This window comes from Methanolapillus ohkumae (genome assembly GCF_032594355.1).
Lineage (GTDB): Archaea > Halobacteriota > Methanosarcinia > Methanosarcinales > Methanosarcinaceae > Methanolapillus > Methanolapillus ohkumae.
In genome coordinates, this window is the sequence record NZ_CP131061.1 from 617,244 (window position 1) to 640,186 (window position 22,943).

Consider the following 22,943-nt stretch of genomic DNA (forward strand, 5'->3'; position numbering starts at 1 on the left):
AAACGATAAAATTTTTGATATATTTTATAGATTTTTTTAATCGAAAAAGGTAAATGGTAAACATGGTGTTAATACAGGTGGCTTTGGACGTTGTTGAATTGGATCGTGCGCTTGTGATTGCGAAAGAGGCGGTTGCCGGCGGAGCGGATTGGGTGGAAGCGGGAACACCGCTCATCAAAAGCGAAGGGATGAATGCGGTCCGGAAACTCAAGGAGGCTTTTCCGGACAAGACAATTTTGGCAGACATGAAAACAATGGACGCCGGCGCGATTGAAGTCGAGATGGCCGCCAAATCCGGTGCGGGAGTTGTTGCTGTTTTGGGACGTGCCGACGATATTGTCATTTCCGAATCATTGCTTGCCGCAAAAAAATATGGCGTTCAACTGATGGTGGATTTAATTTCTATTGATGATCCTGCGGCCCGTGCGGAAGAATTGGTTCGGCTGGGCGTGGATTTAATCAACATTCACGTTGGAATCGACCGGCAGATGACTGGAAAATCTCCGCTGGAAGTTTTGGCCAAACTCGGATCAAGTTGTGGCGCTAAAATCGCGGTGGCGGGCGGTCTTAAGCCGGACACCGCAAAAGAAGCGGTTTTGATGGGTGCCGACATTGTTATCGTCGGGTCTTACATCACCAATTCCGATCATGTGGAAAATGCAGCCCGCGCGGTTCGAACAGCGGTCGACGGTGTGGCGGCCGGCTCCAAAACAGGAACGGTTGGCAAAAAAACACAAGAAGAAGAGATTTTTGAAATTTTTAACCGCGTGTCGTCCTCCAATATTTCGGATGCCATGCACCGAAAAGGGGCTATGTCCGGCGTGTCCACGCTTTTCCCCGGAAGAAAGATTGTCGGACGTGCGGTCACCGTTCGGACTTTTGGCGGAGACTGGGCAAAACCGGTGGAAGCGATTGATATGTGCGGCAAAGGCGATGTGATTGTGATTTACAACGGCGACCGCAATATTGCCATGTGGGGCGGCCTTGCGACAAAGACGGCGGTCAATAAAAAAATCGCGGGACTTGTTGTGGATGGTGCGGTTCGGGACATGGATGAAATGAAAAAATATGATTTGCCGGTTTTCGCCGCAAATGTCGTTCCCAATGCGGGCGACCCCAAAGGGCTGGGGGAAATTAATTGTGAAATTAAGTGTGGCGGGCAACTTGTCAATCCGGGTGATTTTATCGTTGCGGATGACAGCGGCATTGTGGTTGTCCCCAAGGAAAAAGCTTACGAAATTGCGCGCCGGTCGGAAGAAGTCTGGAATAAAGAAAAACGCATTTTGGATGAAATCGAGCGGGGACAATCAATGTCATCGGTTCTTGAACTTTTGAAATGGGAAAAACAAAAGTAAAATCCATATGTGTCTAAAAATACCCATAAAACAAATGTCAAAAATAAGTATCAACAAACTTAGTGTCAAAATAAGTATCAAAAATAAGTATCAAAAATAAGTATCAACAAACTTAGTGTCAAAAATATGTGACGGAAATGAAAAACCGGAAAAAAATGTTTTTTTTATTTTTATTTTTTTCCGGTTTTGAAACATAAGCGTTAAATAAGGCGGAAGTGATGAGCGTTTATGAACCTGAAACAACTTCCGCTTTTAATGACGCCCGGTCCGACCCAAGTCCGAGAAAATGTCCGCCATGCCCGGTCCGTGGAGATGACAAATCCGGATTTGGATCCGTCTTTTTTTAAGTTTTACAAAGAAACCTGTGGGTGCTTATCGGATTTTTTGCACACTCGAAATCCGGTTTTGATTCTCGGCGGCGAAGGCATGCTGGGGCTGGATGCGGCCTGTGTTTCATTAATTGAACCCGGAGATCGTGTTTTGGTGATTGAAAACGGTCTTTTTGGAGAAGGTTTTTCGGATTTGGTCCGGCTTTACGGCGCTGTTCCGGTCCTTTTCAGAGGTGACCGGAAACGTGAAATTGATGTTGCGGCACTGGAATCTTTTCTGAAAAAGGATTCCGATTTTAAATTGGCGACGATTGTTCATTGCGATACGCCATCAGGCGTTTTAAACGAGTTGGATAAGATTTGTCCGCTTTTGAAATCTTTCGGAATTTTAACGGTGGTTGATGCGGTTTCGTCGATGGTTGGGGAAGAGATTTTTGTCGATCTTTGGAAAATAGACATTTGTATCGGGGCGTCCCAAAAAGGATTTTCAGCGCCGCCCGGATTGACTTTTCTGAGTATCAGCCCCGACGCGTATGGTGTCATGGAAAGCCGAAAAACCCCAATTGCTTCTTTTTATGGAAATCTTTGGATTTGGAAAAATTATGAACAAGAATTTTGGTTCCCGTATTCACCGCCGGCCAGCGATATTTATGGATTTTCGGTGGCGGTGTCCAATGTTTTGGAAGAAGATCGCATTGTTTTTCGGCACCAATCCATTGCAAAAGCGGTCCGCTCCGCCATCCTGAAAACCGGCTTGTCCTTGCATTTGAAAAGCGGTTATTGCGCAACGGTAACCGTCATGGATGTCCCCGGCGAACTTGACGCGGAACAATTGGTCCGGCAGATTTTGGACGAAGAAAATGTTCTGATCGGCGGTTGTTTCGGATATTTGAAAGGAAAAGTCATTCGAATCGGACACATGGGTGAAAACGCGAGAAGTGATTTTGTCGCAAAAGCACTTTTTTCCATCCAAAAGGTGTTGGAGAGAAATGGGATTCATTTAAAAGAAGATATGCGCACCGTTTTTTTAGAAGAGCTGGAAAAAGAATGTGATGAATTCAAAAAGAAATGAGAAAGACCTATTCGGTTTTTATTTTCACTTCTTTATTTTCACTTCTTTATTTCCACTTCTTTATTTCCACTTTTTTCGAGTGGTGATGTGCGCGCGTTATGGTGGCATATTTTTAAAAAACTAAATCAAAATTGGGAATTTTTTTTAATAAAATTTTCAAAGGGCTGCGTGCCGTTTACGGTTTTAGGACATTTCGACGGTTTATTGTTTGAGTAGTGCTGCGCATTCCCGTCAACTTCTTTTTCGTTTACAAGAACAATTCCGAGAAATTCAAGGCGTATCCTCTCGAATTTTTGAAAAGCTTTTCTTGAATCGGAACTACAAGTGTTTTTATATCTTTAAAAAGAGCAGCAGTCGCATGGTCTTGCCGGACGGATAATTCCGATGACATCTCTTGGACATGATCTGACGCAATCGAAGCAATTCACCGGACAAAGCTCGGGATCCGTGATTTTTGGGAAAAATAAATCCGGCCGGTTCTCGTCTGTTTTGGAATATAAAAGCCGGGATGGGCAGGCAGAAATACAATTTCCGCAATGTATGCACTTTTCCGGCTTAAAAAAAGGAAACCAATGTTTTGCCATTTCATCATCTTTTTCGTTTTTGATTTTATTGTTTGTCGTTTTGTTCAAATTTGGAAGCAACACTCATGGACACAATGGTATTTATGTTGTTTATGCCGCTCTTCTGTTTGCTGGCGTGCTGTTTGCTGCTGTTTCTGTTTACGCTGCTGTTTCTGTTTACGCTGCTGTGCTGTTTGCTGCTGTTTCTGTTTACGCTGCTGTTTCTGTTTACGCTGCTGTTTCTGTTTACGCTGCTGTGCTGTTTGTTACCGTATTGTTTGCGGTTGGGCTCGTATTGTTTGTATGAGCGTTCAAATTGACCGCATTTGCGAAACTTTTCATCAGCATGTCATCCGCGATATTCCCATCCACGATGACCAAAAGGTTGTCTTCCGGCCAGAAATACATGTAGCGGAAATTTCCGGGCGCAAGGATGTATTTTGAAATTTTTGTGACATATTTCCCGTTGATTTCCACCGTTGAAATGCCGTCTTCGGATTTGTACCGGTCAACAAATGCCTTTCTCAATTCGTCCGCTCCGGCATTTCCGGTGGTTTCAAATTGATAAATCGTCAAATACGCATTTCCGCCACCGGAATGCTGATAAGTTCCCTGAAAACCGGGAAGGGTTTTGTTTTTGAAATATTCGTCCGCGTCAACCGGACGAATCGCCATGAGCGAAAATCCGGGGGGAAGTTTGGAAATATTAACCATTTCCGGAGTGACCGTTCTCATTTTGGCGGGCGCTTCAAGCGACAACAGACCCGGATTTTTGGGAATGGCCGAGACGTTGTATACGTAAACATATTTGCCGACCTGAGACGAGGCCGGTGCGGCCAAGGCTGGGCTGAAGAAAAGAGAAGCAATAAAAATTAAAAATATAATGCAGGAAATTGATTTTTTGGACATAATGGTCATAAGTTCACCTCTTCTGACTATCTTTTATTGGAATATATAAATTTCCAAAGTAAATCCCAAACAGAAATGAAAATGTAGTATGTAAACACAAGCAAAAGAAATACGCAAAATGAAACAGGCAAAATGAAATAAGCAAAATGAAATAAGCAAAATGAAATAAGCAAAATGAAACAGGCAAAATGAAATAAGCAAAATGAAATAAGCAAAATGAAACAGGCAAATGTAAACACACGAAAAAATAGAAAAAAAAGAAAGACTTCAATTTGAACATCAAACTGAAGCATTCAATTGATATGGGTTTTCCCTCTGGGGGGACAAAAGCCGCTCATACACAAATTCCGCAGCGTCCGCATTGGATAAATTTCCGCCGGCGGTCTCCGCGGAAAACAGAATTCTGGACAAAGAAAGCGAATCCATATAGTAAAGAGACGCACTGTTTGAACCGCTCAGTTCTTTAGCCTTGTCGACCGCATCATAAAAGTTTCCGAGACCGTCCACAAGCCCGAGTTCCATGGCGGTTTGACCGGTGTATGGTCGACCGTCTGATATTTTCTTGACATCATCCACTGTCATATTACGACCGGTTGCGATTTCTTGGACAAAAACTCCGTACTGTTCATCAATAATGCCCTGCATGTACACGGTTTCTTTAGATGTATACGGACGCCAGCTGCCGCCAATGTCTTTCATTTCACCGCTCTTAATTATTTCAACGTTGATCCCTTCTTTCTCATACGCTTCAGAATAATCCACGTGGGTATTAATGACACCGATGGAGCCGGTGGTTGTTCCCGAGTTGGCGTAAATGTAATCGGCCGGCGCTGAAATATAATATGCGGCACTTGCGGCGACATCGCCCATGGAAATGACCACAGGTTTGCCTTTTTCTTGGGCACGCTTAATTTCTTCCACAATTTCCTGAGCGCACGCCGGACTGCCGCCCGGGCTGTTGACACGCAAAATAATGGCTTTCACACTGTTGTCATCGGCCGCCTGTCGGATGTAACCGCAAATCGTGTCGGAGCCCGCATAGCCGGAACCGTACGGTAATTCACCGGTTGCCATCGTTCCATGAACATTGATCACTGCGATTTTGCCGCCGGAAAAGCCGGAGGCGGATGTTGCACCAATATATGCGGCCGCCAAAAAAAGAACGAGGCCGATTAAAATTATAGCGATAATGGCCGAATTTTTTTTCCATGAACTTTGTTTTTCTTGTTTTTTCCCGGATGAAACCTTTGCCGGCTGAGGTTTTACAACGGCGGCCGGGGGCTTTGACACAGGGTGTGCCGCGACCGACGCGGTGACCGAAACAGCCGAGTCGGAGACCGCTGGCTTTTTAGGCATTTCCGGTTCTGTTTCCGACGCGTAACTATAATATGGGCGGTAACCGGATCCGGATGGATGCGGTTTATTTTGTTGAGAATCTTGGGTCAAATGAATCCTTCCAAAAATTTAAAAAAATGATGAATAATTGATGAATACATTGATGAATACATTGATGAATAATTGGTTGAAAGAGAGTTATAATTATTCGATACAATATATAATTAATCTGTCATTTAACTGACTATAATTAACCTGCAATAATTAACCTGCAATAATTAACCTGCAATAATTAAGGCTATTTAACGGTCATTAATCCGTTTTAATAGGTCATAAAAACGGTCCGCATAAAAAATGTCTCAATCTAAAATCTTTTCACCCAGGCTTTTAATGAAAGTCATGCTATTAAATCATTTGTCCTTTTTTTTCAAAAAATATTTCATTTTTCATCGTTTACCTTTATTTGCTTTTATCCCAAAAAGCCAAATCCACACAAAATTTTATTATTAAAGAGTTCATCACTTGACCATTCTGTTTTTTTAATAATTTTTATTCAAAAACCAAATTTCAGAGGATAAAGTAATGAACCAAGAAAAACCGATGATTGTCACTTGCGGACTTCCGTACGCGAACGGAATGGCGCACATTGGACACTTGCGTACCTATGTTCCCGCTGACATTTATGTCAGGTCCCAAAGAAAACAAGGACGAGACGTTGTATTCATTTGTGGCTCCGATACGCATGGAACGCCGATTGTTGTTAACGCCGAACAGGAGGGCATGACTCCCAAAGAATTAGTGACCGTCTACCATGAGCATTTTTTAAATATTTTTACACAAATGGGCATTCGTTTTGACGCGTTTGGAACCACCGACGATGAAGAAAATCACACCCGGACAAAGGACATTGTTCAGCAACTGATTCAAAACGGATATGTGTATCCTAAAACGATTGAAATCGCCTACTGTCCGCACTGCGACCGGTTTTTGCCGGACCGGTATGTGGAAGGAACCTGCCCGCACTGCTCCGCCATCGCGCGTGGGGACGAATGCGACCAAGGATGTGGAAAACCGTTGGAGCCGGGTGAACTCATCGCGCCCCGCTGCACAGTCTGTAAAAATCCGGCCGAATACCGGAAGCAAGAGCATTATTTCTTTAAATTGACGGAATTTGACGCGTTTTTGAAAAATTATCTGGGAACGCTTCGCGGAACCGACAATGCTGTCAATTACGCGAAAGGCTGGGTTACCCAAGGGTTGGAAGATTGGTGTATCACTCGAAATTTGGAATGGGGTGTGAAGTTCCCGGGCGCGGATGACTTAGTCGTTTATGTTTGGGTGGACGCGCCGATCGGCTACATCGCGTTTACGGAAGAGTGGGCGAAAAATGCGGGACAGCCGGATGCTTGGAAAAAGTTCTGGAAAAATAATTCCGCAAAAGATGCCGCTTCTGTTTCCAATTCCGATTCTGACATTGTGCATTTTATCGGCGGGGATATTGTCTATCACCACTGTATTTTTTGGCCGGCAATGCTCAAAGGTTCCGGCTATTCGCTTCCGACAGACGTTGTCGCGTCGGGAATGGTCAAAATCGAAGACCGTAAATTTTCAAAAAGCCGCGGCTATGTTGTTTGGGTCGGCGACGATTACTTAAAGCACGGGTTCCATCCGGATTTGCTGCGCTACTATTTGTCCAGTTACACGTCCCACACCAAGGAACTGAATTATTCCTGGAAAATGTTGCAGGAAAAAATCAATTCGGAATTGGTCGGTGTCCTCGGGAATTTGTTCTACCGGTCCATGCTTTTTGCGTACAAGAATTACGGGGAAATCCCTGCCGGAATTCCGGATTTGGAAATTTTGGACAAAATTCGGGAAAAGACGGCGTTGTCTATTGATGCTTTAAAGGAATACGAGTTTAAGAAATATACCGACACCGTGATGGAATTGGCGGCGTATGCCAATGCGTATTTCCAATCGCATGAACCGTGGGCAATGATTAAGACCGACAAGGAAAAATGTGGAAATGTTGTTTACAATTGCCTTCAATTGGTCAAAGCGGTCGCCATTCTTTTTGAGCCGGTGGCGCCGGTCAAGATGCAGGAAGCTTGGAACCAATTGGGTTATGCCGGTGAAATTTCAAAAACCGGGTATGAAGACGCTTTAGTTCCGCTCACCGCTCATACAAAAATCAGTCAACCATCGATTTTGTTTGAAAAATTGGAAGATGAAAAAATTGCCGAAATGGAAAAAATCGCAAATGAACGGGTCACGGTTGCCTTGGAAAAAGCCGGCTTGAAGCGGGAAAACATAGCCGGAACCGATAACAAAACGGCAAAAACTGAAAAGAAGGAAAACAGCAAAAATAACATCGGAGATAAAAAAATGGACAGCGGCGATAAAAAAATGGACAGCGACGATAATAAGACCCTTGCGGAAATTTCGATTGATGATTTCTTTAAAACACAAATCAAAGTCGGGAAAATTTTATCCGCTGAAACGATTGAAAAATCCACCAAATTGTACAAAATCATGGTGGATGTCGGGGAAGAAAGCCCGCGCCAAATTGTTTCGGGAATCCGGGCTTATTACGAAATCAATGACTTGATCGGAAAAACCGTTTGTGTGGTTATGAATTTAAAGCCGGCAAAATTATGCGGCGTATCGTCTCAAGGCATGATTCTTGCGGCCGACAACGGTGAAGGGAAGGTGTCACTTTTGGCTCCGGATCAAGATTTAAAACCGGGATCGGACGTTTGTTAAAAAAATCCTCCACAGCACACTTCGGAATTTTTAAAAATCAACAATTTTTATCCGAAATTCCTTTTTCAACAAATCTTTCCGAGAAATTTGGACGCGAAAGCGCGTCCAAATTTCTCTAGAGTTTTTATTGCAATGGGGAGTTGGCAAGAATGCAGCAATGCTCAAAACCATAAACAGAATGCAGCAATGCTCAAAACCATCAACAGATTGCAGTAGTCACAAAAATTTTAAAAAATGTCTTCGTTTTTGTTCTTGTTTTATTTTGAACTTATTTTTTTATTTTTCAAGCAGTGAGAGCGAAATCATCCATTCGTCCACGGCTTCCCGGGTCGTTCCAATCACTAATCTCTTTTTGTCCCCGATTTGCTCCACCATGCCGCGAGCCCGAACATGTTCTCCTTGCAAGGCTTGTCCGGCATAAGTGTGCGTGTAACTGAAAATTTCAGAAATTTCCGGATGGTCAATTTCGTAAATAGCGGGACTGTCAAAGGCATATTTCGCGTCCGTGACAATTGCTTCAATTTCCATTTTTTTTGTATCCATCCCCCGTGCCGGAGGCTTTTGGATTTGATCCGGAGTTCTGGCAAACAGCAAATCAAAGTAAACGGTTTTTTCATTCATCTGAATCATGCCGCGGTTTTCTTTTCGAATTTCGTGGCGGAAAAAGTCTTCAAAAGAAAGCGGCGACTTTCTTTTGTCATAAACCGTATGCCACATGGCATCATCCAATTCCGAAATTATGGGCCGGCTTGTTTGATTTTGATATTGATTTTGATTTTGGGGTTGATTTTGATATTGATTTTGGGGTTGATTTTGGGGTTGATTTTTTTTAATCGACGTGAGTATCGATCTCGCTTTTTCCCAGTTGTTTCCGTAAACCACCAAATCAATGTCTGAAGATTCATTTTCCAGTCCGGCCAAAACAGACCCGGAAATTCCCATAGATGATGCCGGAATTCCTTGTTGTTCCAGGCAGCAAATAATTTCAAGCGCCGCCGGATTTTTTATTTTTCCCAAAAGGATGTCGTGAACAACGCCGGTGGGTTTTAAAATTTTGGAAATTTCCCCACGCGGAACTAAAATGACTTCCGACACCCAATCCGGATATTTATCTTTCACAAATTGAAAAGATTCTTCAAATCCCATTTTTTTATACCGGTGGTTCGTTCCTCTCAAAACCCGCTCTCCGGCAGGGTCCGGAACATACCGTAAAATGGAACGAATCCCCTCTTTGGGATGAAAATAATCCGGAACGGAAAAAATAAGCCCGTCCTTGGTGATAAAAAAATCACGCAGAACCGGGTCGGAAGAAGAATAAGCGAAAGACATATTCAAATCCTTAGGAAGCAGCAGATTAAAATCTTTGTGCCAAGAAGCCAATAAAAGTGAAACAAAACAGAAAACAAAACAGAAAACAAAATAAAACAAAAATGAAAAGAATGAAACAAAAACAGAAAACAAAATAACAAAAATGAAAAGAATGAAACAAAAACAGAAAAAACGAAAAAATTTAAAAAAATGAGAAAAGATCGGAAAAATGAAAGGCTAACTTTAAATAATGAAATAGAGTATGCATTATTTATTTTCTCAGAGTCCTCAAAAATTAAAACCGTTTAACGGAAATATGGAGATGAAAAGAGATTTGTATTTCATTTATTTTGATTTATTTTTTTAAATGAAATAGAGGTTAAACTGTAGATGGACCAAAATGCTACTCCTATTATCAATGCGCTTTTGAAATTTAAAGAAAAGGGAATTACATCTTATGATGTTCCCGGTCATAAAAGAGGGCGCCGAGTTTGTGATTTCCAAAAAGTGGTTGGAAAAGAAACTTATCTCATGGACGTCAATTCGCCGGCCGGCTTAGATGCTTTCGCCCGCCCGACCGGAGTAATTAAAGAATCGCTGGAGCTGGCCGCCGAAGCTTACAACGCAGACAATGCGTTTTACATTGTCAATGGAAGCAGCAGCGGAGTTCACATCATGATTATGACGGTGTGTTACGACGGCGAAAAAATTCTCATCCCCCGAAACGCGCACAAATCCGTCACAAACGCTCTCATTTTGTCGGGAGCGGTTCCCGTTTTTATGGAACCTGAAATCAACCAAGGCTTTGGAATCGCAAGCGGAATCACACTTAAAACTCTCCAATATTATGTCCACGAACATCCGGACGCAAAAGCTTTGTTTTTGGTGTACCCGACATATTATGGAGCCTGCTGTGATTTAAAAGCCATCATTGATTTTGCGCATTCCTGTGGAATTGTGGTAATGGTTGATCAAGCCCATGGCGCTCATTTCTCATTTTCATCCGCGCTTCCCAAATCCGCGGCGGAACTTGGCGCCGATTTGGTAGTCGCAAGCACACATAAAACCGGCGGCTCCCTCACACAAAGCGCAATGCTGCTTCACAATGAAGGACTTGTGAAATATCATTCCGTTAAAAAACGGGTTTTGATGTTTCACACGACCAGCCCGAGTTATTTACTGATGGCGTCTTTGGAGTCGGCCCGAAAATTGCTGGCGACCGAAGGGGAAGTTATCTTCTCGGAATTAGCGTCCGAATGCAAAAAATTAAAGCGTGAACTGGGTCAAATTCCGGGACTTTCTGTTTTGGATGGAGAATCCGGCGTTGTCGGCATGATCTATGACCCAACGAAAATCGTTATCAATGTGACCCGTTTGGGTCTTGATGGATTTGATGTGTATGACATTATGTTTGAAAAATACGGCATCCAATTGGAGCTTGCCGAGCCAACCATCGTTCTTGCGGTAATCGGGGTCGGAGACGACAAAGAAACCGTTTGGAAGTTGTATGACGCATTCTTGGATTTGGCGACCACCTATTACGGTAAATATGAAATTTTGGATATTCCGGAGGAAACCGTACACGTGCCGCCTCAAGTAATGTCTCCGCGGCAAGCGTTTTACGCCGACAAAAAATCGATTTTACTCGAAGACGCCGTCGGAGAAGTTGCCGCCGAAGCTGTGATGATTTATCCGCCCGGCATTCCGATTTGTATTCCGGGGGAATTGATTACGCCGGAGACGGTTGAGGAAATTATCTATTGCCGTGAAAACAGCGATTGTGTCCAAAAGGACAGCCGGGAAGCTGACCGGATTTTGGTTGTCGTACGGGACGAAGAAAATTAAGGATTGTTTTCTTTATCCTTTTTTCCTTTTTTTATTTTATCCTTTTTTCTTTTCATTCTCTTTTTTTCTTTTTTTTATTAGAACGGGATTTGATTTTTTCGGCGCTGCCCGCGCGCTGTAAAAATCAGGTGCCTGATTTTTTTAAAGCAAAAATCAAAAGCAAACAGTTGCAAAATCCGCAAATTTAACCGGAAAATATATTTTTTTAATACCGCCTAAAAAAAGTAAAAAAAGCGGCAGCAAAAAAATAAATAAAAACCAATAAAAAATAAATAAAAACCAATAAAAAATAAATAAAAACCAATAAAAAATAAACAAAAACCAATAAAAAATAAATAAAAACGAGGAATACAAAAAAACGTCAAAAAAATGCAAAAAAAATGCAAAAAAAAATACACTGGCCGGGATTCGAACCCGAGTTCAAGCGTTGGCAACGCCTGGTGATAACCACTACACTACCAGTGTATCCGATGATAATTTTTTGGTAAAACCAAATGCCCAAACCCGGACTTGAACCAGGGACAACTACCTCTTCAGGGTAGCGCTCTCCCAACTGAGCTATTTGGGCACGGTTGGATTTGAATTTAATTTATTTAATAAATTTTTAATAATTTTAATAGAAGTGGGCCCGCTGAGATTCGAACTCAGGACCTCCGCCATGTCAAGGCGACGTCATAACCATCTAGACCACGAGCCCACTATGTTTGAATTGATTCTTCAAGAAACAATCAGAATCAATTTCATGAACTTGCGAATTTATGAATTTATAAGTTTATGATTTTTCCGCATCCGTCCGGGCTTTTTGCCCTCCGTTTTTCCGCGGCTGTGCAACTCTGATAAATAGTATAATCGTATATAAAGGTTTTGCGAAAGGGGATTTGGAAAAGAAAAAGAAGCGGGAAACGAAAACGCCGTTATCCTTCATTTTCCATTCTTTGATTTAAGAAAAACAATGCGCAAAGCGCATCCTCCTTTTTCACGTCGGCAGCATTTCCGCCCGCAATCCACTTTTCGAACTTTGTCAACGAATTTAAATCTAAAATCTTTTTTTCGGCAGCGGCTTGGATCAGAAAATCATATGTCCGGTCCGGATAGTAAGCCGACAACGCGATATTCAGTAAAATGTCCGACTCATGTTTCTACAAAACAGATTCGGCCACTGCCTTGTCAAGCGTCGCCCGAATGTTGACCAAAGCATCCGAAATCGGCGCGTTTGAAAATGGATCGCATACCACGGCAACTTCGTCATCGGACTCAATAATCTTTTTTTTGTACAGGGAGTACACCGTACCAATTCCGATCATTCCGAAACTTTCCATTTCCGATGCGCGAAGCGCTCCCATACTGGATGCTCCCATCACAAAGACACCTTCTTGAATGGCATGCAAAATTTCGCGGTGTCCGACCGCGCATTGTTCAAAAAAAACACCATCAATCAAACAAATAAAACCGGCGCCGTCTTTGACCACTTTTTCCACGTCTCCGCGGGATGCCGGCGGCAAAAACGAAACAAACGGCAGAACGGACTCCAAAAAACAAGCCTTCGCCTCTTTCAAATCCAGGGTGGGTCCTAAAAAAACAATTGCTTTTCGAAGTTTTTTCATAAAATCATTCTCAGGCAGATGAATTTAGTATTCATCTGCATTTCTTTTTATGTTTCCGGGACATATCGGCGGCGGCGCTCTCCGGTATTTTGAATTTTGGCGCGCTCTTCTTTAAACCGAAACCCGGCACGGGTTGAATCCATCGCATACGATTCCAACCCCGGAACCACCACCCGAACCACCGGAATATTAAGTTCGGGGCGTGTCAAATCTTTGACAAGAACGGACGAAAGGCCGGCTTTGTTAAGCCGCAGAATCGTTTCTTTGATTTCGTCTAAGAAATCATCGTGAGAAACGCAAGGAATAGCCGAGAAAGAAATTTTTTCGCTTTCATCAAACCATTTGGCGTTCAGACGCTTTGTCCGCTCGTAGCCCATCTGCTTTCGAACATCCGCAAGCGTCGTGTCTTCCCGGGCGCCGTGAATTTGAGTTGCCCGGCTTTGCGCGACTTCCGTCAAAGCCCGCAAAGCGGCGATTTTGGGAGAAGAGTGGGTTCCCATTCCCAAGCACAAAAGCGCCGGATCTTTAAGAGTAATGTCGTCCGCAATCGCCGCAATCGTCGGGATGCCGAGATTGCTTGTAATGTCGCGCAAAAGAACAAAGACACCGGCTTTTTCAAATTGAGAAAGGAGGCGGCAGATATCTTCATCGTCAATGTCGACAATAACCCGGCCGCCAGTTTTATTGGCTTCACAAAGAGACCAGGCATCCCGTTCGATGACTTCACACAAAGCATGATAAACAGCTTCCTCAAGCGTGTTTCCGGAGGCAATTCCGTTTGTGCCGGTCCGAAATAGGGGGTAATATTGAGACGGCATCGGATGATAAACGGCATGTGCCGGAATTAAAACCGGCGTGATTTGAAGCAAATATGAATTTGTGTCAGATGATTCTGAATCGGTTGCCGGATGGATTGCCGAACCGATTATGGAAGTAGTTTTTGGGTCGTCTCTCGATCTCGTATTTGAATCTGATTTTGGAACGATGGTCATCTCGTCTCCCAAAATCCAAGGGATTGGGGTGTCCGGGTCGGATTCATTGGGTAAAATAAATTCTACCGGGTCGACACATTTTTCTTTTCCGCTCAATTCGGGATAAGATTGTAAAAAAAGTTGCGGGACATCCTCTCTGGTCAATTCCGCTGAATATCGTTCCAGTCCTTCCATGATGGCGGAAACACGGGCGGCAATCGGCGTCACGCCTTTTCCGTTGTAGACTGAAATTGCCCCAAAAGCCGCGCTTGGGCGGATGCAGGAAAAAACCGGAATGTCCAAACGGTCCAGTTTTGTAATGTCGGCGACCCGGGTAATGCCGGCAATTTCCACAAGTCCTTCAACGCACGCGAAAGTCTCAGCCGGCGGCTTTGAGCGGTGCGTTTCCTTCTGATAAACTTTCGGGCAAGATTTCAATTCCATAAAGACCACATCGGCAAAAAACAATAAAACATTTTTGCCGTAAAGGCAGCAAAACAATTTAAATTTTGGGAAAACTTGATCGATTTTCGATTTCATCAAAAAAGAAAATGAAGAATAATTAAAAAATAAGGGTCAAGATAAGAACAGAGGATTTATTCTTACAATCTTTAGAATAAGTAAGTATAAATTCTCTCCCAAAAATTATACCTAAATTCGCATTCCATCAAATTAAAGATAAAAATACTTTTTATTAATTCCTCTGTGTTTATTCATTCTGATTTTTGAGAATCCCCAAAAACCTTCAATCCCGTTATCTGTTGATGGTTACACGGCTCAATCCTACTATTTGGGATATTTGTGTCGCATCCGGATCTAAGGCAAATAGTCGCACAATTTGGCGAAATCTTGCCTCAGAAATTTTCGAACGGTAAACATATTTATTTTTCACTTGCATGATCATGATTTAAACACAATATTATTTGGCTGTTCTTGTCATGACCCAAAATAAATAAAATGTGTTGATAATATTTTTGATAATATTTTTGATAATATTTTGAAAAAATAACCGATTCATTTAAATCGACACTTTAATACAGATTCAACGTGAAAATAACCGAAATAAAAAATCGAATAAAATTCAATAAAAATCGAATAAAATTCAATAAAATCGAATAAAATTCAAATAAAAATCAAAAATAGTCAAAAGTAAAAATTAGATTCCTTTTAATTTTCAAAATTTAAAACCGTGTCTGACATGACTGAAAAACAATTATATATCGCCGACTCTGCCGTCTTCATTATGGGGAATTGTCCGTTTTCCTATTCTCAAATGATTTCAATTCCGGGTGTTGAATCTGAAATCAAAAGTGAAGACGCTCTTTTGAGGTTTGATATTGCCAAGGCGGAAGGTCTTCGTATCGAAGCGGTGGACAAATCGTACACGGATGAAATTAAAAAACATGCGGAATGGACGCGGGACATTGACGAATTATCCAAAACCGATTTGGATGTCTTGTCCAAAGCTTTGGAATACCGGGGAATTGCCATTCTTTTGACCGACGATTTCGCGGTTCAAAATATTGCCACCCGATTGAATATTGCGGTTTTACCGGTTGCACAACGCATTATTAAAGATAACATCATTTGGCAAAAGCAATGCATCGGCTGCTTTAAATATTTCAAAGAGGGGGAAGAATGTCCGATTTGCGGCTCGCCATTGAAGAAAAAAATGAAAAAGAAATTAAAGAAAAAACCGATTTCCTGTTATGAACAAGAAACAAAAGAGTATGAGTAAAGAAAGATAATACCGGATATGAATACAGGATATGAATAAATACATAAACGTTGAAATGCATTTAAATGGATGAATGGTTTAAGAATTTAAAAATAATTTAAGAATAATAAAAGTCAGCGAGGGCATGAAATGAAAAATATTGAAGAATTGTCTCAAAAAGCGGACGAATTGCAAAAAAGCGGCATGACCGCCGGCCAAATCGCGGATGAACTCAACATCTCTTCCGAAACGGTCATTTGGCTTTTGACCAACAAAAAGCCGGCTGGGGATGGAATCATCCCCAAAGACATTTCCGTAAATTGGAGCAATCTCGGACAAAACGCAACCCGCCTCCGTTGCACCGCCCAAATTCTTTGCGATATGGTGATGGCGGAAGCCGCCAACCAAAAAGAATACATTGATGTCGTCGTCGGTGTTTCATCCAGTGGCGTCCCTGTAGCCAGTTATATGTCCAATGAAATGGAGTCCGAATTTACCGTTTATTATTCCAAAAAAGAAAAAATCCAAAAAGACAATCCGGGAACCAAAGGAACTTTCAGCCGCAATTTCGCGAATGTGCGCGGGAAGAATTGTGTGATTGTGGATGACGTGATCACAACCGGCGGAACGATTACCGATGTGATTGCTCAATTGCGTGCCGCCGGCGGAAACCCGGTCGCAGTCGCTGTTTTGGTAGACAAAGTCGGATTTGAGGATATTGAAGGTGTTCCGGTCAAATCCATGATTCGGATTACCCGTCTCGGATAATTCAAAATGATAGATGATGAAAAAAGGAGACGAAACATTTCTTTTTTCATCGTAAGATTCATATATGGAATTATTCGTAATGGTATGTCCATAAAAATGGTCACTTCGATTTGATTAATTCAAATTTTCAAATCAATCTTCCTGCTTATGTTTTATTGCATGATTTAAGAACTCTCACAAAAAATCATGCTTTTTTGAAAAATCACAGACCATCGTTATATATAATTTATAAAATTTAAATTACGACATACACACTTAGAATAATAAAGAGGATTCATTATGAGATGGCAAGGTGCATCGAAAAGAACGATGACAGGCGGAAAAAAAATCGCCTCCAGAAGCAAAAGAAAATTTGAAATCGGCCGCGAACCGGCCGAAACTAAAATCGGCCCGAGCAAAAGCAAGAATGTTGCAACCCGCGGCGGAAACAGAAAAGTTCGTTTGTTGAGCGAACAATTCATCAACGTGACCGACAAAAAAACCGGAAAGACCGTTCGTGCAACCGCTCAAACCGTGACCGGTAACCCCGCCAACAAACACTATGTCCGTCGAAACATCATGACAAAAGGAACTGTTTTAAAAACCGACAAAGGCTTGGTTAAAATCACAAGCCGCCCGGGACAAGACGGTGTCATCAACGGCATTTTGGTTGAAGAATAATTTTTTTAAATAAAAACTCCAAACTCTGTTTGGAGTTGCTTTTCTTTTTTGTTTCTCCTATTTGTTTTCATTTTGATTTTATTCTATTTCATCGCTCTTTTCATTTTGATTTTATTCTATTTTCGTTGTTCGCTTCATTTTGATTTTATTCTATTTTCGTTGTTCTTTTCATTTTGATTTTATTCTATTTTATCTTCCATTTTATTTTCCAAATTCGCATTATTTTCATCCAAATCATTGTCGTTTGGGTTTTTCATTTCGCCAATGAGATGACGGCTGTTTTTTTGAGTTTTTACTTTCCAATACCGTTCAAAAATTAAAATGACGGCCGCTGAAAAGAGAATTCCGATGATGGCACCACCGATGACATCGGACGGATAATGTACCATTAAATAAACACGGGCAGCCGCCGCAATAACAGCCAGTGCGACCGCCGGAACAGTCCATTTTCTAAAATACCAAATCATGACAACAGCCGTTGAAAAAGCGGACGCGGCATGGCCGGACGGAAAAGACATGTACGGCGACGCATAGACTAAAATGTCCGATTTCGGAATATTGAGTTCCACAAATGGACGTGGGCGGTCGACATAAATTTTTAAGAGAAAAACAATCAGATTGCTGAGCAGAAGCGCGAAAACAATGACGTAGGAATATTTCCGGGTTTCTTTGCGCATAAAAAAATAGACCGACAGAAGAATCGCCGCCAGACGAAGCGTTCCGGTATACGACAAAAAGACACACAATCTATCTAAAAATGAAGTGCCTCCCCAATTATAAATCCAAAGAATGACGGATTGGTCAACAGATTGAATGATTTCAAACATTTTTTTTCAGCCTTTTTTGATTTTTTGATTTTGCTCTTTTCGATTTTTTTTTGTCGATTTTTCTCGTTTCGATTTTTTTTGTCGATTTTTCTCTTTTCGAATTCACATTTTTCCATCAATTAATATCCATTTTCTCGTTTTATTTATTATTCTCAATCATTTATTTTTTATTTTATATTTGTTTCATTTTATTTTACTCTTATTCATTTTTTTTCTTTTTCATCCATTTTATTTTACTTTTTCAGCTGCCTGATATTTTCGAATGAATTTTCCATGAGTCTCCTATTTATATTTGAATTAATTATATAGTATCATTTCAAATTGGTTTAGCTCAACAAAAAAATTGTGATTCATATGAAAGCCGGCCTGATGACTTTAACGCATTGTCAAAACCCTGCGGGTTTTACAAAAACGTTTCGTCATCGAATTCTTTTAATAATCCCGCTTCAGCTTCCTTGAAAAACAATACGCAAAAACCTGAAAACCAATTCATGTTTTGTTTTTTAAAACGCGGAGAAGTGTTACTGTATGTTACGGATGAGTTCCGCCCGAGTCGAAAATAAATCATGAATTATAAAATTTCCAAAAATAAAGAACCTGTTGGAATTGAGTAGAATTTATAAGAATAAAATCAAAAAAGAATCCATTTAAGTTATCCGATTAATATTTCTCAAATTATCAGAATACCAAAATATGAATGGACGGTTTTTGAAAAATGTTTCAAAAACCAATATGGAGAGTGTATGTTATGGCAGACGAAAGACCCCGTGATTTTAAGAATCCTTCATCCGTTTCTTCCTTTGAACACAAAAAGCATGTCCATCCCAAGCCGGAGAGCGGCGAACGCGAAGAATGGGTTTGGATTTTAGATTACCTCCCGTACGGAAAAGAAGAGGACACGCGTCCGGTGTATATGAAAAAACCGTTGATTCAAGCACTGGGAAACAGCAAATTTATCTTATTCGACCTCATCCCGGTAGAAGGAAAAGTGCCACCCGTTCATATAAAAACGCATATCGGTTCCGGAAGTGAAGAATACGTCGAGCGGGTCAAGGCCCGAATTATGTATGAAGAATTATCCCGGGGCGCTAAATTAGAACTTCCATTGGCGATTTCTTCTGCCGTTAAAGAACAAGAAAGCCGATTCATCCAATTTTACAACGAAGCCCGGCCGGTTTCCATGCGCCAAAACAGCTTGGAACTTTTGCCGGGAATCGGCAAAAAACTCATGTTGGACATCTTGGGCGAAACCAAGAAAAAACCGTTTGACAACTTTGAGGATTTGAAAAAGAGAGTGCCGGCCATTCGGGACCCGGAAAAACATATCATCGACCGCATTATTGAGGAAATGAAAGGCGGACAAAAGTATTATGTGTTTACAGCGCCGCCGAAAATGAAAAGAGAATAAACTCTCTTTTCATTTTTTCCCGTTTCTTTGTTTTTTTTCTGCCGCGCCACCGCGCGCGTTATCGCAACACATTTTTTCGTTTTTGATTCAAAATTGCTCCTCTGCTTTTTGAAATGACGGAAAAAAACATCCGTAAAGTCAAATCAAATCTGAGCCATGGCACAGACCAACGTAAACCTCGATTTTTCCTATTCTTCCAATTCGATATTTTTCCAATTCCATTGGATTACCCTTATATCTTTTTGAACAGATTTCCTAATAATCCGGTGCTTCTCATGGTTCGACAAATTCTCAAAGATTATCATGTCAAAGGCGGTCGCATGGACCAGCATTTTCTCATTGATGCGCACGTGTTAGATTCCATTGCAGACGCCGCGTCGCTTGAGCCGGACGACGTTGTCCTTGAAATCGGCGGCGGAATCGGAAATTTAAGTGAGCGGATCGCCCCCAAAGTTCAAAAATTAATCATTGTCGAACTCGACCCCAAAATGATTGCCGTTTTAAAAGACCGGCTGTCCGTATTTTCAAATGTCGACATTCTTCACAAAAATGTGATGGATATCGATTTTAATTCCCTTCCTTTTAACAAAATTGTCGCAAATTTGCCGTATTCAATTTCCTCCGACATTACCCTCAAAATATTGTCGTCCGATTTTGATTCAGCCGTTCTCATGTACCAATTGGAATTTGCCAAAAGATTGGTCGCCAAAGAAGGCGGAAAGGATTACGGCCGGCTGTCCGTTCATACACAGTACAAAACGGACGCCAACTACTTATTTAAAGTTCCCAAAGGTGCGTTTGAGCCGGCACCGAAAGTGGATTCGGCAGTCATCCGGCTGGTTTCCAAATCCAAATCCGATCCGGCAGAACTTGGAAATTCAAATTTGAATTCAAATTTGAATTCAAATTTAAATTCAGTCCCTTCTTCGTTTTCGGTTCAAAATGAAGACTTTTTCTTCGACGTGACCAAGGCCCTATTCAGCCAGCGCCGGAAAAAAATAAAAAATACGCTGCTGAGCAATTCTTCTCTTCTCAATATGCCGAATTTAAAAAATATTCTGGGCAGGATTGGGCAAAAACCCTTTGAATCAGCCGGTTTTTTTGAATCCGAAAAAACCGTTGCCGATATTTTGGAAATGCGAGCGGAAGAGTTGGCGCCGGCGGCAATTGCACATCTGGCGGATTTGCTTTATTCTATAAAATCCAATAGTGATTCCGACTGCGAATCTAACAATGCGTCCGACCGTGAATCTAACAATGCGTCCGACCGTGAATCTAACAATGCGTCCGACTGTGAATCCAATAATGATTCCGACCGCAAATTCAATAATGATTCCGACCGCGAATCCAATAATGATTCCGACCGCGAATTCAATAATGATTCCGACCGCGAATCCAATAATGATTCCGACCGCGAATTCAATAATGATTCCGACCGCGAATCTAACAATGATTCCGACTGCGAATCTAACAATGATTCCGACTGCGAATCCAATAATGATTTCGACCGCGAATCCAATAATGAACCCGGCTGTGAATTCAACAATGTGTCTGTCCCCTATGTTGAATTTGACGTCGAATCTCAATTCCATCCGGAATCCTTTTCCGTTACGGTTTACGGAGAAGTTTATGAGCCGGCGGAAGACACTTATTTGATGGCCAAATCCGCTGCCGCTTTTATTCATCAATGTTTATCGGCCCCATCCGGCCGAAAATCCGGCTCCTTCTCCGGCTCCGGCTTTAAAGTTTTGGAAGTCGGCTGTGGAAGCGGTTTTATTTCCGCCTACCTGTTGTCCGAATTCGGATCCGTTCCCGGATTTTCTTTGACCGCCGTTGACATAAATCCGGAAGCGGTGGCTTGTTCCCGGGAGAATGGGGTTTTTGCACAGCAATCAGACCTGTTTGAAATTTTTGAGAAAAACGGGCATCCGGTCTTTAATGTCATTTTATTTAATCCGCCGTATTTGCCGACATCACCGGATGAAAAAGTGCCGGGATGGCTGAATTACGCGTTTGACGGAGGAATTTTCGGACGCGATACCATCGACCGGTTTTTAAGAGATGTGTCGGAGTATTTGGCGCCGGACGGCGCGTTTTTACTTTTAATTTCCTCTTTAACAGGGTCCGCCGAAGTAATTTCGGAAATGGAAAAAAACAAATATTTTGCGGAAATCACCGCATCGGAGAAATGTTCTTTTGAAGAACTGATGGTCATTTTAGGACGGCGAAAAACAAAATAAACAACAAATTTAAGAAAAAAATTAAAAGAACAAAAACAAAAGAATTATGAATTTTAAAAGTATTCAAATTAATATTTCAAATTCATTTTATTTTCGTTTCTATTCATTGATTTAAAGGGTGGCAGAGGGTGGAAAAGATGACAGAGAGCCGAAAAAAATCCGAGACGGTCCCGTCAAAAGTTTATTTTATGAATTTTCGGGCACATAAAACGTCTCAGAGCAAAGTCAAAAAAGTAGAGCAAATTTTCAAAAAAGCAGGCTTTGAGTCCCTGTTTTCAAACCGCGACCTCACCGCCGTAAAACTTCATTTCGGAGAGCGGGGAAATGACGGCTATATTAATCCTGTTTATGTGCGTGCGGTGATGGACTGTATCAAGAATACCGGTGCTCTACCCTTTGCGACGGATACCAATACGCTTTACGAAGGCTATCGCAAAAACGCAGTAGAACACATCGAAACCGCCATTCTTCACGGATTTAACTATTCCGTATTGGGAACACCTGTCATTATTGCGGACGGACTTAAAGGCGACAACGAAGTTTTAGTCGATGTCAACTTAAATAAATTCAAAACCGTTAAAATCGCGCGCGACATTGAAGAAGCGGATGCGATGGTGGTTTTGACACACTTTAAAGGACATATGCTGTCCGGATTTGGCGGCGCTCTAAAAAATTTAGCCATGGGATGCGCATCTGTTGCCGGAAAATGGGAGCAGCACTCCTCTTCCCGGCCGGAAGTTGACCAAGAAAAATGCACAAAATGCGGCGCGTGCATCAAAGCGTGTCCGGCACAATCCATCGTTATGGAAAAAGACGGTGCGCGCATTCTCCGAAAAACTTGCCTGAGCTGCGGTCACTGCATGATTTGCCCCCGCGACGCCGTCTTTTTTGATTGGAAAGATGTTCCTGATTTTGTTGACCGGATGATCGAATACGCATATGGCGCCGTTAAAAACAAAAAAGGAAAAGTGTGCTACATTTCTTTTGTCATGAATGTAACGCCGGATTGCGATTGTACACCGTGGAGCGACTCCCCGATTGTCCCTGACATCGGAATTTTGGCGTCGACCGACCCGGTGGCACTTGACCAAGCTTGTTTGGATTTGGTGAATAAATGCGTCGGTTTTTCAGACAGCAATTTGCGGAAAAATCATAAAGCCGGCGAGGATAAATTCAAAGGCGTTTTTGAAAATACAGATGGGGCCCGCCAACTGGAATATGCCGAAAAACTCGGGATGGGGACTCGAAAATATGAACTCATCGAATGAA

At 41.9% G+C, this 22,943-nt stretch carries 20 protein-coding genes, 3 tRNA genes and 1 pseudogene; 11 read left to right on the forward strand and 13 right to left on the reverse strand.

Annotated features, from left to right (window positions below; genetic code table 11):
* Positions 1-62 precede the first annotated feature (62 nt).
* Both hxlA and MsAm2_RS02465 read left to right on the forward strand, forming a co-directional pair.
* Positions 63-1,355, forward strand: coding sequence for a 3-hexulose-6-phosphate synthase (hxlA, locus tag MsAm2_RS02460; RefSeq protein ID WP_338098232.1), 1,293 nt, complete (start codon positions 63-65; stop codon positions 1,353-1,355).
* Between the two features lie 228 nt (positions 1,356-1,583).
* Entirely contained in the window at positions 1,584-2,756 is a 1,173-nt protein-coding gene (locus MsAm2_RS02465) for a pyridoxal-phosphate-dependent aminotransferase family protein (RefSeq protein ID WP_338098233.1), read from the forward strand.
* A 247-nt stretch (positions 2,757-3,003) separates the two neighbouring features.
* Here the strand turns inward: MsAm2_RS02465 and MsAm2_RS02470 are convergent, their stop codons facing one another.
* Both MsAm2_RS02470 and MsAm2_RS08360 read right to left on the reverse strand, forming a co-directional pair.
* Positions 3,004-3,147 (reverse strand): hypothetical protein, encoded by a 144-nt coding sequence (locus MsAm2_RS02470; protein WP_338098234.1) that lies wholly within the window; start codon positions 3,145-3,147, stop codon positions 3,004-3,006.
* Positions 3,095-3,340 carry a 4Fe-4S dicluster domain-containing protein gene (locus MsAm2_RS08360; protein ID WP_420846975.1) on the reverse strand — a complete coding sequence of 82 codons (246 nt, stop codon included), beginning with the start codon at positions 3,338-3,340 and terminating at the stop codon, positions 3,095-3,097. The genes MsAm2_RS02470 and MsAm2_RS08360 overlap by 53 nt, the downstream gene beginning before the upstream one ends.
* A 19-nt stretch (positions 3,341-3,359) precedes the next feature.
* On the opposite strand from MsAm2_RS08360, the gene MsAm2_RS08365 reads away from it, so the two are divergent.
* Positions 3,360-3,626, forward strand: coding sequence for a hypothetical protein (locus tag MsAm2_RS08365; protein ID WP_420846976.1), 267 nt, complete (start codon positions 3,360-3,362; stop codon positions 3,624-3,626).
* Here the strand turns inward: MsAm2_RS08365 and MsAm2_RS02480 are convergent.
* Both MsAm2_RS02480 and sppA read right to left on the reverse strand, forming a co-directional pair.
* On the reverse strand, positions 3,566-4,237 hold the full coding sequence (locus MsAm2_RS02480) for a hypothetical protein (protein ID WP_338098236.1): 672 nt from the start codon (positions 4,235-4,237) through the stop codon (positions 3,566-3,568). The two genes, MsAm2_RS08365 and MsAm2_RS02480, sit on opposite strands and share 61 nt — an antisense overlap.
* A gap of 270 nt (positions 4,238-4,507) precedes the next feature.
* Positions 4,508-5,674, reverse strand: coding sequence for a signal peptide peptidase SppA (gene sppA, locus MsAm2_RS02485; RefSeq protein ID WP_338098237.1), 1,167 nt, complete (start codon positions 5,672-5,674; stop codon positions 4,508-4,510).
* A 471-nt stretch (positions 5,675-6,145) separates the two neighbouring features.
* Here sppA and metG point away from each other — a divergent pair, with 471 nt between their 5' ends.
* Positions 6,146-8,326 (forward strand): methionine--tRNA ligase, encoded by a 2,181-nt coding sequence (gene metG, locus MsAm2_RS02490; protein WP_338098238.1) that lies wholly within the window; start codon positions 6,146-6,148, stop codon positions 8,324-8,326.
* Positions 8,327-8,602: 276 nt separating this feature from the next.
* On the opposite strand, the gene MsAm2_RS02495 is transcribed toward metG, so the two are convergent.
* Positions 8,603-9,655: a nucleotidyltransferase domain-containing protein gene (locus MsAm2_RS02495; protein WP_338098239.1), complete on the reverse strand. Its 1,053-nt coding sequence runs from the start codon at positions 9,653-9,655 to the stop codon at positions 8,603-8,605.
* A 369-nt stretch (positions 9,656-10,024) separates the two neighbouring features.
* Here MsAm2_RS02495 and MsAm2_RS02500 point away from each other — a divergent pair, with 369 nt between their 5' ends.
* The gene (locus tag MsAm2_RS02500; protein ID WP_338098240.1) at positions 10,025-11,479 is read left to right on the forward strand and encodes an aminotransferase class I/II-fold pyridoxal phosphate-dependent enzyme; all 1,455 of its coding nucleotides are present in this window, start codon (positions 10,025-10,027) and stop codon (positions 11,477-11,479) included.
* Positions 11,480-11,872: 393 nt separating this feature from the next.
* Here the strand turns inward: MsAm2_RS02500 and MsAm2_RS02505 are convergent.
* The 7 genes and pseudogenes from MsAm2_RS02505 to MsAm2_RS02535 all read right to left on the reverse strand — a co-directional run.
* Positions 11,873-11,944, reverse strand: a tRNA-Gly gene (locus MsAm2_RS02505).
* 30 nt (positions 11,945-11,974) lie between these two features.
* Positions 11,975-12,047: transfer RNA gene (locus tag MsAm2_RS02510), tRNA-Phe, on the reverse strand.
* A gap of 55 nt (positions 12,048-12,102) precedes the next feature.
* Positions 12,103-12,176, reverse strand: a tRNA-Val gene (locus tag MsAm2_RS02515).
* Between the two features lie 217 nt (positions 12,177-12,393).
* Positions 12,394-12,585, reverse strand: a complete 192-nt coding sequence (locus tag MsAm2_RS02520) for a hypothetical protein (RefSeq protein ID WP_338098241.1) — start codon at positions 12,583-12,585, stop codon at positions 12,394-12,396.
* Positions 12,586-12,618: 33 nt separating this feature from the next.
* The gene (locus MsAm2_RS02525; protein ID WP_338098242.1) at positions 12,619-13,083 is read right to left on the reverse strand and encodes a TfuA-like protein; all 465 of its coding nucleotides are present in this window, start codon (positions 13,081-13,083) and stop codon (positions 12,619-12,621) included.
* Between the two features lie 47 nt (positions 13,084-13,130).
* A complete protein-coding gene (locus tag MsAm2_RS02530) occupies positions 13,131-14,498 on the reverse strand; it encodes a YcaO-like family protein (protein ID WP_338098243.1) in 1,368 nt (455 codons plus the stop codon).
* 313 nt (positions 14,499-14,811) lie between these two features.
* Positions 14,812-14,952, reverse strand: a pseudogene (locus MsAm2_RS02535) (IS1595 family transposase); the annotation flags it as partial.
* Positions 14,953-15,252: 300 nt separating this feature from the next.
* Between MsAm2_RS02535 and MsAm2_RS02540 the strand changes: the two are divergent.
* From MsAm2_RS02540 to MsAm2_RS02550, 3 genes are all read left to right on the forward strand, one after another.
* Positions 15,253-15,792 carry an NOB1 family endonuclease gene (locus MsAm2_RS02540; protein WP_338098490.1) on the forward strand — a complete coding sequence of 180 codons (540 nt, stop codon included), beginning with the start codon at positions 15,253-15,255 and terminating at the stop codon, positions 15,790-15,792.
* Positions 15,793-15,921: 129 nt separating this feature from the next.
* A complete protein-coding gene (locus MsAm2_RS02545) occupies positions 15,922-16,539 on the forward strand; it encodes an orotate phosphoribosyltransferase-like protein (protein ID WP_338098244.1) in 618 nt (205 codons plus the stop codon).
* 279 nt (positions 16,540-16,818) lie between these two features.
* Positions 16,819-17,199, forward strand: coding sequence for a 30S ribosomal protein S8e (locus tag MsAm2_RS02550; protein WP_338098245.1), 381 nt, complete (start codon positions 16,819-16,821; stop codon positions 17,197-17,199).
* Positions 17,200-17,378: 179 nt separating this feature from the next.
* Here MsAm2_RS02550 and MsAm2_RS02555 read toward each other — a convergent pair whose 3' ends face one another.
* Entirely contained in the window at positions 17,379-18,026 is a 648-nt protein-coding gene (locus MsAm2_RS02555; protein ID WP_338098246.1) for a phosphatase PAP2 family protein, read from the reverse strand.
* Positions 18,027-18,774: 748 nt separating this feature from the next.
* Between MsAm2_RS02555 and MsAm2_RS02560 the strand changes: the two genes are divergently transcribed.
* The 3 genes from MsAm2_RS02560 to MsAm2_RS02570 all read left to right on the forward strand — a co-directional run bounded on the left by MsAm2_RS02560 (position 18,775) and on the right by MsAm2_RS02570 (position 22,942).
* The gene (locus MsAm2_RS02560) at positions 18,775-19,434 is read left to right on the forward strand and encodes a DUF655 domain-containing protein (RefSeq protein ID WP_338098247.1); all 660 of its coding nucleotides are present in this window, start codon (positions 18,775-18,777) and stop codon (positions 19,432-19,434) included.
* 275 nt (positions 19,435-19,709) lie between these two features.
* Positions 19,710-21,674 (forward strand): 16S rRNA (adenine(1518)-N(6)/adenine(1519)-N(6))-dimethyltransferase RsmA, encoded by a 1,965-nt coding sequence (gene rsmA / locus MsAm2_RS02565; protein WP_338098248.1) that lies wholly within the window; start codon positions 19,710-19,712, stop codon positions 21,672-21,674.
* 137 nt (positions 21,675-21,811) lie between these two features.
* A complete protein-coding gene (locus MsAm2_RS02570) occupies positions 21,812-22,942 on the forward strand; it encodes a DUF362 domain-containing protein (protein WP_338098491.1) in 1,131 nt (376 codons plus the stop codon).
* Position 22,943: the final 1 nt, after the last annotated feature.

What these genes read in the sequence shown, in the direction of transcription:
- hxlA (WP_338098232.1), top strand. Translation starts at nt 63, where the DNA reads ATGGTGTTAATACAGGTGGCTTTGGACGTTGTTGAATTGGATCGTGCG.
- MsAm2_RS02465 (WP_338098233.1), top strand. Translation starts at nt 1,584, where the DNA reads ATGAACCTGAAACAACTTCCGCTTTTAATGACGCCCGGTCCGACCCAA.
- MsAm2_RS02470 (WP_338098234.1), bottom strand. Translation starts at nt 3,147, where the DNA reads ATGTCATCGGAATTATCCGTCCGGCAAGACCATGCGACTGCTGCTCTT.
- MsAm2_RS08360 (WP_420846975.1), bottom strand. Translation starts at nt 3,340, where the DNA reads ATGGCAAAACATTGGTTTCCTTTTTTTAAGCCGGAAAAGTGCATACAT.
- MsAm2_RS02480 (WP_338098236.1), bottom strand. Translation starts at nt 4,237, where the DNA reads ATGACCATTATGTCCAAAAAATCAATTTCCTGCATTATATTTTTAATT.
- metG (WP_338098238.1), top strand. Translation starts at nt 6,146, where the DNA reads ATGAACCAAGAAAAACCGATGATTGTCACTTGCGGACTTCCGTACGCG.
- MsAm2_RS02495 (WP_338098239.1), bottom strand. Translation starts at nt 9,655, where the DNA reads ATGTCTTTCGCTTATTCTTCTTCCGACCCGGTTCTGCGTGATTTTTTT.
- MsAm2_RS02500 (WP_338098240.1), top strand. Translation starts at nt 10,025, where the DNA reads ATGGACCAAAATGCTACTCCTATTATCAATGCGCTTTTGAAATTTAAA.
- MsAm2_RS02525 (WP_338098242.1), bottom strand. Translation starts at nt 13,083, where the DNA reads ATGAAAAAACTTCGAAAAGCAATTGTTTTTTTAGGACCCACCCTGGAT.
- MsAm2_RS02530 (WP_338098243.1), bottom strand. Translation starts at nt 14,498, where the DNA reads ATGGAATTGAAATCTTGCCCGAAAGTTTATCAGAAGGAAACGCACCGC.
- MsAm2_RS02540 (WP_338098490.1), top strand. Translation starts at nt 15,253, where the DNA reads ATGACTGAAAAACAATTATATATCGCCGACTCTGCCGTCTTCATTATG.
- MsAm2_RS02545 (WP_338098244.1), top strand. Translation starts at nt 15,922, where the DNA reads ATGAAAAATATTGAAGAATTGTCTCAAAAAGCGGACGAATTGCAAAAA.
- MsAm2_RS02550 (WP_338098245.1), top strand. Translation starts at nt 16,819, where the DNA reads ATGAGATGGCAAGGTGCATCGAAAAGAACGATGACAGGCGGAAAAAAA.
- MsAm2_RS02555 (WP_338098246.1), bottom strand. Translation starts at nt 18,026, where the DNA reads ATGTTTGAAATCATTCAATCTGTTGACCAATCCGTCATTCTTTGGATT.
- MsAm2_RS02560 (WP_338098247.1), top strand. Translation starts at nt 18,775, where the DNA reads ATGGCAGACGAAAGACCCCGTGATTTTAAGAATCCTTCATCCGTTTCT.
- rsmA (WP_338098248.1), top strand. Translation starts at nt 19,710, where the DNA reads ATGGTTCGACAAATTCTCAAAGATTATCATGTCAAAGGCGGTCGCATG.
- MsAm2_RS02570 (WP_338098491.1), top strand. Translation starts at nt 21,812, where the DNA reads ATGACAGAGAGCCGAAAAAAATCCGAGACGGTCCCGTCAAAAGTTTAT.